Source organism: Streptomyces sp. sk2.1, assembly GCF_008120935.1.
GTDB lineage: Bacteria > Actinomycetota > Actinomycetes > Streptomycetales > Streptomycetaceae > Streptomyces.
The window spans coordinates 1-11,073 of record NZ_RDBO01000058.1; the positions used below are offsets into that span (position 1 = coordinate 1).

Genomic DNA, 11,073 nt, shown 5'->3' on the forward strand with positions numbered 1-11,073 from the left:
TTTTTGGGTGCGTGGGTGCGATGACGGTGCCGTTGTTGTGGGCGGCGGTGGACTCGGGGTCCCAGCGCAGGGCCATGCCGCCGCCGTCGCCGGGGCGGGTGTGGCCGGCCAGGAGGATCTGGGTGCCGGTGGCGAGCGGTCTGGTGTTCAGCTCGCGCAGTTCGGCGACGGTGTCCAGGCGCAGTACGTCACCGGCCCGGGCGGGCGCGGCCTGCGCGCTGCCGGAGGCCGCGGCCGTACCGGCGATGACCAGACCGGCCAGACCCGAAGCCCGCAGCACGGCACGACGGGACGAGACGGAGGAGGGATCTGGGGACGAGGCATGGACGGACATGGCGGAGGCGCTCCTCGCGTTGTCGATGCGTGTGTCGATGCGTGCTCGATGCGTGTGTCGATGCGTGCTCTGTGGGGGCCGACCGCCGGTCGGCCGCGGTCAGATCGTGTTGCGGTACGGCGGCATGAAGCGCATGCGCGGCATCTGGTCGGCCAGCACTCCCCCGTCGACGACGATGCGCGCCCCGGTGAGGTACGCCCCGGCGTCCGAGGCGAGCAGCAGCAGGGCGCCCACGCATTCGTCGGGCCGGGCGTACCGGCCGAGCGGGATGCGCTCGCGGTACGCGGACTCGAAGGCTTCCCGGTCGAAGGGGAATTCGCCGTCGATGGGGGTCTCGACCATGCCGGGGGCGAGGGTGTTGGCGGTGATGCCGTGCGGGGCGAGTTCGACCGCCAGGGTCTCGGTGAGGAGCTGGGCGGCCGCCTTGGAGGCGTTGTAGTGGGCCAGTCCGGCCTCGGCCACCAGGGCGTTCTTCGAGGTGATGGTGATGATGCGGCCCGGCACGGAGTCCGCCGTCATGTGCTCGGCGACGCGCTGGCTGAGGAAGAAGACGGCGTCGACGTTGACCCGCATGATGTGCGACCAGCTGGCGGGGGTGATCTCGTTGAAGCGTTCCAGCGCGGCCGTGCCCGCGTTGTTGACCAGGACGTGCAGCGGTCCGGCCTCGGCGCGCACGGTGTCGACGAAGCCCGGCAGCGCGTCGATGTCCGCGAGGTCCTGTCCGTAGGTGCGGCACCGCCGGCCGAGCCCCTCCACGGCAGCCGCGGTCGCGTCGATGCCCTCGGCACCGGGCAGGTCGACGAGGACCAGGTCGGCGCCCGCCTCCGCGAGGCCGACGGCGAAGGACCTGCCGAGTCCCCGGGCGGCCCCGGTCACGACCGCGGTGCGGCCGGTCAGGTCGAAGCGCTCGGTTCCGCGCGGCGGGAGGGCTGCGGTCATGGCGGGGTTCCTCCAGGCGGAGAGGTACGGGGAGGGAGGGTTCCGGTCCGGGCGCCGGATGGGTCCGGAAGAAGGAGTCCCGGTCGCCGGATGGGCCGGGGGCAGGGAGTTCCGGTAGCCGGAGGGGTCCGGGCCGCCGCGCAGGGACACTTGGGATCGCGCGGCGGCCCGGCTGTCGGCCGTGCCCGGGAGCAGGGGGATTGACCCGGGCGCCGTGCCGACAGGTTCGGGGGACGGTGGATCAGCCGTCCAGGCCCAGCAGTTCCAGCGACGGCCGGTGGATGATCTCCTCCACCTTGTCCACGTCGAGCGGCGGCAGCCCGGGGATGCCGGGGACGCGGGCGATCTCCCGCAGCCCCTTCACCGAGTCGTCGACCGTCGTGAACGGGTAGTCGCTGCCGAACATCAGCTTGTCGAAGACCCCGTAGTCCTGGACCAGCCGCAGGCTGTGCCAGAGCTGGAAGGGCCGGTAGTGCAGGGCGCTGATGTCCGCGTACACGTGCGGGTGCTTGCGGATGACCGCGATGCACTCGCCCTCGAAGGGGTGGCCGAGGTGGGCGAGGACCATCCGCAGTTCGGGGTGGCGGATGGCCACCGCGTCCAGGTGGCGGGGCATCGCCCACTCCAGCGGCGCGCTCGACACGAAGGTCGTGCCGGTGTGCACCAGGAGCGGGAGGCCGTGCCGTTCGGCGTACGCGTACAGCTCGTCGTACTCCTCGGCGGCCGGGTCGAAGCCCGCGTACATCGGCATCAGCTTGATGCCGCGCAGGCCCAGTTCCTGGTGGCCGTACCGGAGTTCGTCCTGCCAGCCGGGCTGGGTGGGGTCGAGCGAGAGGTAGCCGATGAGCCGGTCGGGATGCGCCGCCACGTACGAGGCGACCGCGGTGTCGTCGACCCAGAGGCCGCTGCGCCGCGCCTTGCCCCCGACGACGATCGTGCGGGTGCCCTCGGGGGCGGTGGCCGCGTACTCCTCCCACTTCACCGTGAGGTCGACCTCGCCCGCGTGGGCGCGGGCGGAGTCCGACTCGAACGGCTCGGTGAAGTCGTGGCTGTGCCGGAAGAGGTGGGAGTGGACGTCGACGATCATGTCCGGTTCCGCTTCTCCCAGCCGTCCGCGAACATGTTCCAGAAGCGGTGGCTGGGCGGGTGCTCCTCGAAGACCTCGTCGACGAGTTCGACACCGAGGCCGGGTGCGGTCGGCAGGCCGATGCGGCCGTCGACGATCGGAAGGGTGCCCTTGAGGGCGTCGAAGACGTAGTCCTCCAGGAGGCCGTCGAAGGTCTCCAGGATCTTGAAGTTGGGGATGCCGAGCGTCGCGTGCACCGAGACGGTGGTGCAGAGCGGCGAGTTGGAGTTGTGCGGGGCCACGAGCATGCCGTGGGTGTCGGCGATCGCGGCGAGCTTCCTGACCTCGGTGAAGCCGCCGGCCATGGAGAGGTCGGGCTGGATGATGTCGACCGCGTTCGTGGCGAAGAGCTGCTTGTACTCGTAGCGGTTGTGGAAGTGCTCGCCGCCGGAGATCGGGAACGCGGCGCGCTGGCGCAGTTCCGCGTAGCGCTCGATGTGGGTCCAGGGCATCGGCTCCTCGAACCAGCCGATGTCGAACGGCTCCAGCTCGCGCACCAGCCGGGCCGCGGTCGGCATGGCGAACCGGGCGTGCCCCTCGATGAAGAGGTCCACGTCCGGCCCGATGGCCTCGCGGACGGCGGCCACCAGCTCGACGGAGCGGCGCAGTTCGGCGCGCTCCAGCTCGTGCAGGCCGGGCCCGAAGGGGTCGAACTTGAGGGCGGTGAAGCCCTTGGCGACGGTCTCGCGGGCCTTGGCGGCGAAGGTCTCGGGCTCGCGTTCGCCGGTGTACCAGCCGTTGGCGTACACACGTACGTCGTCCCGGCAGGCGCCGCCGGTCAGCCGGTAGGCGGGGACGCCGAGCGCCTTGCCCATCAGGTCGTACATCGCCTGGTCGAGGCCGGACAGGGCGACGCCGCCCATGTCGCCGCCGCGCAGGAAGTCGCCCTGGTAGACGCGGAGCCAGAGCTCCTCGATGTCGAAGGGGTCGGCGCCGATGAGGTGACGGCGGGCGATCGCCTCGGTGAGCTCGCAGACCTCACCGACCCGGTAGGGGTGGGTGATCTCGCCGATGCCGGACAGGCCCTCGTCGGTGTGGACCCGGACGTAGCCGAAGTCGCGCCAGGAGGTGCCGAGCATCAGGGTCTCGACCCGGGTGATGCGGCCCGCGGGGCCTGCGGGGCGGGTGCGGTTGACGGTGAGCATCAGCGGGTCGCTCCGCCCATGGTGGAGGTGTTCTCCAGGTCGCGGGCGCCGCCGTCGGCGAGCACGGCCTTGACCGCGGCCTCGGTGCCCTCGACGAGGCGGTCCACGTCGGCGTCGGTGTGGGCGTAGCTGATGTGGCTGCGCTTGAGGTTGAGCGGCAGCTCGAACAGGCCGTGCTCCAGGAGCTTGCGGCGGTAGCCGACGAACAGCGAGGCGTCGTTGTTCAGCAGGTCCGCGTAGGTGCGGGGGGCCTCGCCCGGCATGAAGTAGCTGACGAAGACGGAGCCGTAGCCGGTGACGACGGCGGGGACGCCGAGGCGCTCGTACAGCGCGGTCAGCTCGGTGCGGACCCGCTCGCCGAGCCGGAAGACGTGCTCGTGGACGGGTTCCTCGCGCAGCTTGCGCAGGGTGGCGAGGGCCGCGGCGACGACGGACGGGTGACCGTTGTACGTGCCGGCGAAGAAGGCGGGGGCGCCGGGGCGGGTGGAGAAGAGGTCCATCAGGTCGGCGCGGCCGCCGATCGCGCCGACGGGGGCGCCGTTGGCGATGGCCTTGCCGAGGGTGGTGAGGTCGGGGGTGACGCCGGAGATCTTCTGCCAGCCGCCGATGTCGTGCCGGAAGCCGGTGATGACCTCGTCGAAGATCAGGACGCTGCCGGCCTTCGTGGTCTCCTCGCGCAGCGTGGTGAGGAACTCCTGGTACGGCAGGAGCGCTCCGACGTTGTGCGGGACGGGTTCGACGATGACGGCGGCGATGTCGGAGCCGTGCTCGGCGAAGGCGCGGCGGACGGCCTCGCTGTCGTTGAACGGCAGGACGAGGGTGGCTTCGAGGACCTCGGGCAGGATGCCGGTCGAGATCGGGTCGTGGCCGCCGACCTTCTCGGGCGCGGAGATGACGTTGAGGCTGACCGCGTCGTGCCAGCCGTGGTAGCAGCCCTGGAACTTGACGACCAGGCGGCGGCCGGTGGCGGCGCGCGAGACGCGCAGCGCGTGGAACGTGGCCTCGCTGCCGGTGCTGGTGAGCAGCACCTTCTCGATCGACGGGATCAGCTCGGCGAGCTGTTCGGCGAGGAGGATCTCGCCCTCGGTGACGCCGACGCCCATGTGGCCGATGGTGGCACCGGCCTCGGCGGTGGCGCGGGCCACGTCGGGGTCGTTGTGTCCGAGCAGCGGCGGGCCGAAGGCCGAGTGGAAGTCGGTGTACTCGCGTCCGTCGGCGGTACGGAACCGCGCGCCGTCGGTCCCGGTGACGACCAGATCGGTCAGTCCGGGAACGCTGCGCTGACCGCTGTTCACTCCGCCGGGCACGACCAGGCGGGCGCGTTCGGCGAGTCGGGCTCCGGATCCGTTGCCTACCGGGCCTGAACTCATATCGCTTGCTCCTTGCGTCGAGAGTCGTCGGTTTTCGCAGGCCCTGCCCGGCCCGTGAGTCCCTGGCGCCATCCGCCCGGCAGTCGCCGCAGGAAGAGGGTGATCCGTGGTGTTCGGGGTGGTGCGTTTCGTTTTTTCGAACGCTGTTCTGTAGAGCAGAACAGTGCCTGGATATTACGTGCGGCACCAGGGGTGGTCAACCCCTCAGGAGCCACCGGAAGGACCGTTTCCGCGCTTTCTTCACAGGCAAACCGCCGTATGCCCACCCGGGAGGCACTAGGCTGTTCTGCCATGACGAACAGTGCTGCCCCAGAAGAACCGAAGTACTGGGTCAAGAGCGTGGCCCGGGCAGCGGACATCCTCGAGGCGCTCGCCGCCCCCTCCCAGGGGAACGGCCTGAGCGTCACGGAGGTCGGCCAGGCCTGCTCCATCTCCAAGAGCGCCGCCTTCGGCATGCTCCAGACCCTGCGCGCCTACGGCCTCGTCTCGGACGACGGCGAGGGCATGAACCGCCGCTACCGGCTCGGCATGAGCCTGGCCAGGCTCGGCGACCGGGCCCGCTCCCAGGTCTCTCTGCGCGGGGTGGCCCACCCCGTGCTGACCGAGCTCACCCGCACCACCGGCATGGCCTCCCGGCTCGCCGTGCCCGAGGACGGCCACGCGGTCGTGGTCGACCAGGTCGAGCTCGACCAGCGCGTCCGGCTCGACCTGCGGATGGGCCAGCGCGAGCTGCCGCACTGCACCGGCCTGGGCAAGGCGCTGCTGTCGGCCGTGCCACAGAGCGAGGCGGCCGCGGTCGTCGAGCGGTTCGGGCTGCCCCGGCGCACCTCCCGCACGATCACCGACCCCGCGACCTTCCTCTCGCACCTGCGCGACATCGCCCGGGTCGGCTACGCCCTGGACGACGAGGAGGACGCCGAGGGGATCATCTGCATCGGCGCGCCGGTCTTCGACGACCGTTCGGTGTGCGCCGGGGCCGTCTCCATCACCGGCCTCAAGCTCGGCCTGCCGGCCTGGCGCTACCAGGAACTGGGCGGCCAGGTACGGGACGCGGCCCGCCGGATCAGCGTCTCGCTCGGCTGGGTCGAGGAGCCGGGACAGGTCATATCCGACAGCGACACACCGCATTCCGACGGATTCGGCTCTTGACCAAACGACGCAACCAGTCGTAGGTTCCCTGCCAACCCCGGTGACACTCCCACGTCACCGGCGATTTACCCCTTCCGGTCCGCTTCCGGCGCCTGCCCATCGCGCCGCGAACACCTGATGACCGGACCCTTTTCAGCCATCCGCCTCATGGCAGTCTCCCGCAGGAACGCTCCCTCACTTATCGCACTTCTCGGAAGGCGAAGTCCGCATGAGCGTTCCGCCCCCCTCCTCCGTCTCGTCCCGTCGTGCCGTGCTGCGGGCTTCGGGTCTGGCCGGTCTGGTCATCGCCGGTACGGCCGCGGCCTCCGGCAGCGCGCAGGCCGCGCCCGCCCGGGCCGGTGACGTACTGCGCCTGGACACCGTCGCCGAACTGCGCGAGCTGAACACCAGACCGCTCGCCACCGGCACCCAGATCCTCCTGGCCGGCCACACCCGCCCCGGCGACGGCGGCGGCATGGCCCTGCGCTGGGACCCCGAGTCCACCGCCGCCCACAACAACGGCACCGTCATCGCAAGACCGGCCGCTGGCACCAGCTCCACACCGGCACCCTCGACTTCCGCACCTTCGGCCACTTCGACGCCAAGACCCCCGCCGACGCCGCACTCGACGCCATGATCGCCGACAAGAGCGTCCACCGCATCGAAGCCCACACCGACCTCCTGTTCACCAAACGCCACCTCTTCAACCGCTCCCACATCGAACTCGACTTCGGCGGCAACCTCATACGCACCGAAGGCATCGAGAAGAACACCCACGACAACCCCTTCGGCGCCGTCCTCTCCTTCCGCGGCACCCTCACCGACACCACCGTCAAGCACACCCTGGGTGCGGCGATGCCGGACCTCTCGGACCTGTTCGAGGTCGGCGACTCGTCGAAGTTCTCCGTGGGCCAGTGGTGGGCCGTGGAGGTCAACGCCCTGGCGGGCAAGTACGAGAAGGAGATCCAGCGGCTCGTCCAGGTCACCGATGTCGTCGACGCGACGCACATCCGGGTCAACTACCAGATCGGCTGGGACCTGGCCGCCGGACGCACCCTGACCTGGACCCGCGTCGAGCCCGTCGACCGCGCCCACGTCCGCAACATGGTCTTCGAGGGCTGGGGCGAGGACGAGATGTCCGGCTCGCACCCGGTCGCGTACGAGTACGCGGTGCGCTGCGACGTCTCCGGGATCGAGGCCGTCGGCACCTTCTGGCCGGTCGTGATGCGCCGCTGGTGCACGTACTACCGCACCGAGCAGTGCTCGCTGACCAACCCGAAGTCGGTCACGTACGGCGGCGCGGGCTACCTCACCCAGCAGATCTACTGCCTGTACGGGCACGTCGAGGACTGTCACACCTCCAACGCCCGCCACCTCAACGACTTCACGGCCTCCGCCTACTGCTACGTCACCAACTGCCACGGCGACGGCGACGACGAGGGCCCGTTCGTGACGCACGGCCAGTTCGAGCACGACCTCGTCTACACCGGCAACTCCGGGCTGATGACCTTCGCCAACTCCGGCGCCGCCTGGGGCGGCCGGGCCAAGCGGATCACCGTCCGCCGGCACGCCTGCTCCTGGTTCGTGGCCCGGGTCAAGATCACCGATCTGACCCTGGAGGACGTCCTCGTCATCGGCAAGAAGTCCCTGTCCGGCTCCGGAATGCTCTGGGTCAACGCCGACGGCGTGCAGATGCGCGGCTGCACGGCCACGGGTCCGCTGATCGTCTCCCGGGCCTCGGACCTGTCCGCCCGCCCCAATGTGATCGCCGACTCCTCGTTCGCGTTCGCGGCCGGCGCGGAGATCACCCAGGCCAACGTGACCGCCCCGCTCACCCTCCAGCGCAACGTCCTGAAGGGCGTCGACGGAGCGGTGTTCAACGGCACCGGGCCGCTCGTCCTGGACCAGTGCACCCTCACCGGCTCGAAGGACACCGCCCCCGTCTCGCTCAAGCACACCGACATCACCGTGCTGGGCGGCGAACTCCGCGACACCGGGCTCAAGCTGGCCTCCGACAAGGACCAGCGGCTGCGCGTCGACGGAACGCGGCTGAACGGCACCAACAAGGACGGCGCCCTGCTGTCGCGCACCGGTGCCGGACGGACCGTCGACTGGCAGCTGTCCGGCCTCGACTCGACCGCGCCCAAGGGCACCGCCCACGTACTGGTCACCGAGGGCACCAACCGCTACCGGGCCACCGGCTCCACCTTCACCGGCGGCCGGCTCGAACTGCGGCCCGCGGCGTTCACCGGCGACAGCCATCTGCTGCACACCGGCTGCGTCGAGGACGGCACCGAGCGCACCGCGCTGCCGGACGAGGGCGAGCGCGTCGCCCACAGCGCGGCCACGCTGCGCATCTGACCACCCCATCGAGCACCAGGGATTCCCGTGTCCACGCATACCCCGATCACCGGCCGGCCCGTACGGGTCGCACTCGTCGGCGCCGGCAACCGCGGTCTGACGTACGCCGAGTGGATCAAGGCGCACCCCGAGCGCGCCGAGCTCGTCGCCGTCGCCGACCCGCGCCCCGCGGCGCGGGCCGCCGCCGGCGCTCCCGTCGAGTTCGACGACTGGCGGCCGCTGGTCGAGAACCGCATCGCCGACGCCGTCGTCGTCGCCACCCAGGACCGCTTCCACGTGGAGCCGGTGCTGGCCCTGGCCGAGGCCGGCTACGCGATCCTCGCCGAGAAGCCCCTCGCCCCGACCGAGGAGGAGACCCGGCGGATCGTCGAGGGCGTGGAACGCTCCGGAGTCCTGTTCGCGGTGTGCCACGTCATGCGGTACACCCCGTACACCGACCTGGTGAAGGAGGTCGTGGACTCCGGCGTGCTCGGCCAGCTGGTCTCCCTCGACCATCTGGAGCCGGTCGGCTGGTGGCACTACGCGCACAGCTACGTGCGCGGGCCGTGGCGCAGCGAGAAGGACTCCTCGCCGATGCTGCTCGCCAAGTCCTGCCACGACCTGGACTGGATCACGTACGTCATGGGCGGCCGGATCGAGCGGGTCTCCAGCTTCGGCGGACTGAAGCACTTCCGGCCCGAGAACGCCCCGGCCGGGTCCGCCGGGCGCTGCCTCGACTGCGCGGTCGAGGACGGCTGCCCGTACAGCGCGCTGAAGCTGTACATGCCGACGCTGCGCGAGAAGGGCGCGGTCTGGCCGGTCACCCACGTCACCGAGGCGACCGACGAGGCCGGCCTCGTGCAGGCGCTGCGCGAGGGCCCGTACGGGGTCTGCGCGTACCGGAGCGACAACGACGTGGTCGACCACCAGGTCCTGGCCATGCAGCTGACGGACGGGGTGACCGCGACCTTCCAGATGGTGGCGTTCACCGAGCAGACCCACCGGCAGACCCGGATCTTCGGCTCGCACGGCTGGCTGATCGGCGACGGCGAGCGGGTCACGGTGCAGGACTTCCGGACCGGCGAGTCCACCGTCCACGAACTCGGCACGTCCGGTTCGAACGCGGCCGACGGGCACGGCGGCGGGGACGCCGGACTCGTCGACGCGTTCGTCACCGCCGTCGCCACCGGTGACGCCGGGGCGGTCCGCTCCGGTCCCGCCACCTCGCTCGGCAGCCACCTGGCGGCGTTCGCCGCCGAACGCGCCCGGCACACCGGCACCGTCCAGACGGTTCCGGCCCGGTGACTCCCCCTCTTCCCCGCCCCACCCTCACGTCCTCGGAGGACCAGCTCATGTCCCGTCTCCTCACCCGCCGTTCCAGAGTCCGCGCCGTCGCCGCCCCCGCGCTGGCCACCGCGCTCGCCGTCGGTGTGCTGGCCGGCTGTTCCGGCAGCGGCAGCGACGACAACACCGTCACCATGTGGACCTACCCGGTCATCTTCGACGAGGCCAAGAACAAGGCCTACTGGGACGGCCTGGTGAAGGCGTTCGAGAAGGAGCACTCGGGCGTCAAGGTGAAGGTGGAGACCTTCCCGTGGGCCAACCGCGACACCGCGCTGGCCACCGCGATCGCCTCCGGCAAGGGCCCGGACGCGGTCTACCTGATCCCGGACCAGCTGCCGAAGTACGCCAGGAGCATCGTCCCGGCCGACGAGTACATGCCGGCCGACGCCAGGTCGGACTACACCGACTTCGCCCTGAAGTCCGTCACGTACGACGGCAAGGCGCTCGGCACTCCCGTCCTGACCAGCGCCAACCCGCTGATCTGCGACAAGCGGGTGTTCGAGGCGATCGGCGAGAAGAACTACCCGACGAGCTGGGCCGAACTGGAGGCGCTGGCACCGGAGCTGAAGAAGAAGGGCTACTACGCCACCAGCTACAGCGGCGACACCCAGCAGACGCTGAACATGACCTTCTACCCGCTGCTGTGGCAGGCCGGCGGCGACGTCTTCTCCGAGGACGGCAAGCAGGTCACCTTCAACGACGCGGCCGGCGTGAAGGCGCTGACGTACCTGAAGAAGCTCGTCGACGGCGGCTACACCGACAAGGACCTGGTCACCACCACGCCCAAGCTGGAGCAGACCCCGACCGCCAAGGGCAAGGTGGCCTGCACCTGGCAGAACACCCCGGCGGACGTCGAGCCGTTCTGGGGCAAGGAGAACATCGTCGTCCAGCCGCCGCTGAAGGAGACGGCATCGGTCGGCTACGGCACCGTCGGCGCACTGTCCATGCTCAAGGGCGCCGACAAGAAGAACACCGGCGACTGGCTGAACTTCGTCGCCGAGTCGAAGAACACGGCCGGTCTGCAGACGGGCGCGGGCTACTTCCCGGCCCGCAAGTCCGGCGGCGACCTCTACCCCGGCGACGCGCTGCAGACCGCGGTCGGCGCCACGCTGCCGACCATGACCGTGGGCCCGCTCCAGGACAAGGCCCGTGAGGTCCAGGGCGTGCTCGCGCCGGAGATCCAGGCGGCGCTGCTGGGCAAGAAGAGCCCGCAGGAGGCGCTGGACGCCGCGCAGAAGGCCGCGCAGGCAATGCTCGGCCGCTGACCGACCGGGCGCGGTACCGGGTCCGGCCGCACTCGGACCCGGTACCGCACCCTCCCCGGGGCACTCCCCCGACCCCCCGCAA

9 protein-coding genes and 1 pseudogene are annotated in these 11,073 nt (G+C 70.8%); 5 read left to right on the forward strand and 5 right to left on the reverse strand.

What is annotated here, in order from left to right; all coding sequences use genetic code 11:
- The 5 genes and pseudogenes from EAO76_RS21385 to EAO76_RS21405 form a co-directional block, all read right to left on the reverse strand.
- Positions 1-334: pseudogene (locus EAO76_RS21385) on the reverse strand (peptidase C14); the annotation flags it as partial.
- A 99-nt stretch (positions 335-433) separates the two neighbouring features.
- Positions 434-1,273 (reverse strand): SDR family NAD(P)-dependent oxidoreductase, encoded by an 840-nt coding sequence (locus EAO76_RS21390; RefSeq protein ID WP_148837570.1) that lies wholly within the window; start codon positions 1,271-1,273, stop codon positions 434-436.
- Between the two features lie 241 nt (positions 1,274-1,514).
- A complete protein-coding gene (locus tag EAO76_RS21395) occupies positions 1,515-2,360 on the reverse strand; it encodes an amidohydrolase family protein (RefSeq protein WP_148837571.1) in 846 nt (281 codons plus the stop codon).
- Complete coding sequence (locus EAO76_RS21400; RefSeq protein WP_148837572.1) at positions 2,357-3,544, reverse strand: mandelate racemase/muconate lactonizing enzyme family protein; 1,188 nt, start codon at positions 3,542-3,544, stop codon at positions 2,357-2,359. The genes EAO76_RS21395 and EAO76_RS21400 overlap by 4 nt, the downstream gene beginning before the upstream one ends.
- Positions 3,544-4,914, reverse strand: a complete 1,371-nt coding sequence (locus EAO76_RS21405) for an aspartate aminotransferase family protein (protein ID WP_148837573.1) — start codon at positions 4,912-4,914, stop codon at positions 3,544-3,546. The genes EAO76_RS21400 and EAO76_RS21405 overlap by 1 nt, the downstream gene beginning before the upstream one ends.
- A 291-nt stretch (positions 4,915-5,205) precedes the next feature.
- Here EAO76_RS21405 and EAO76_RS21410 point away from each other — a divergent pair, with 291 nt between their 5' ends.
- From EAO76_RS21410 to EAO76_RS21425, 5 genes are all read left to right on the forward strand, one after another.
- Complete coding sequence (locus EAO76_RS21410; protein WP_148837574.1) at positions 5,206-6,063, forward strand: IclR family transcriptional regulator; 858 nt, start codon at positions 5,206-5,208, stop codon at positions 6,061-6,063.
- 208 nt (positions 6,064-6,271) lie between these two features.
- Complete coding sequence (locus tag EAO76_RS46455; RefSeq protein ID WP_262375635.1) at positions 6,272-6,679, forward strand: hypothetical protein; 408 nt, start codon at positions 6,272-6,274, stop codon at positions 6,677-6,679.
- Entirely contained in the window at positions 6,676-8,403 is a 1,728-nt protein-coding gene (locus EAO76_RS21415) for a peptidase C14 (RefSeq protein WP_262375636.1), read from the forward strand. The genes EAO76_RS46455 and EAO76_RS21415 overlap by 4 nt, the downstream gene beginning before the upstream one ends.
- 27 nt (positions 8,404-8,430) lie before the next feature.
- Positions 8,431-9,687, forward strand: coding sequence for a Gfo/Idh/MocA family protein (locus EAO76_RS21420; RefSeq protein WP_148837575.1), 1,257 nt, complete (start codon positions 8,431-8,433; stop codon positions 9,685-9,687).
- 47 nt (positions 9,688-9,734) lie between these two features.
- Complete coding sequence (locus EAO76_RS21425; RefSeq protein ID WP_148837576.1) at positions 9,735-10,991, forward strand: extracellular solute-binding protein; 1,257 nt, start codon at positions 9,735-9,737, stop codon at positions 10,989-10,991.
- Positions 10,992-11,073 lie beyond the last annotated feature (82 nt).

Coding starts and splice junctions, on each gene's coding strand:
- EAO76_RS21390 (WP_148837570.1), bottom strand. CDS start 1,273: ATGACCGCAGCCCTCCCGCCGCGCGGAACCGAGCGCTTCGACCTGACC.
- EAO76_RS21395 (WP_148837571.1), bottom strand. CDS start 2,360: ATGATCGTCGACGTCCACTCCCACCTCTTCCGGCACAGCCACGACTTC.
- EAO76_RS21400 (WP_148837572.1), bottom strand. CDS start 3,544: ATGCTCACCGTCAACCGCACCCGCCCCGCAGGCCCCGCGGGCCGCATC.
- EAO76_RS21405 (WP_148837573.1), bottom strand. CDS start 4,914: ATGAGTTCAGGCCCGGTAGGCAACGGATCCGGAGCCCGACTCGCCGAA.
- EAO76_RS21410 (WP_148837574.1), top strand. CDS start 5,206: ATGACGAACAGTGCTGCCCCAGAAGAACCGAAGTACTGGGTCAAGAGC.
- EAO76_RS46455 (WP_262375635.1), top strand. CDS start 6,272: ATGAGCGTTCCGCCCCCCTCCTCCGTCTCGTCCCGTCGTGCCGTGCTG.
- EAO76_RS21415 (WP_262375636.1), top strand. CDS start 6,676: ATGATCGCCGACAAGAGCGTCCACCGCATCGAAGCCCACACCGACCTC.
- EAO76_RS21425 (WP_148837576.1), top strand. CDS start 9,735: ATGTCCCGTCTCCTCACCCGCCGTTCCAGAGTCCGCGCCGTCGCCGCC.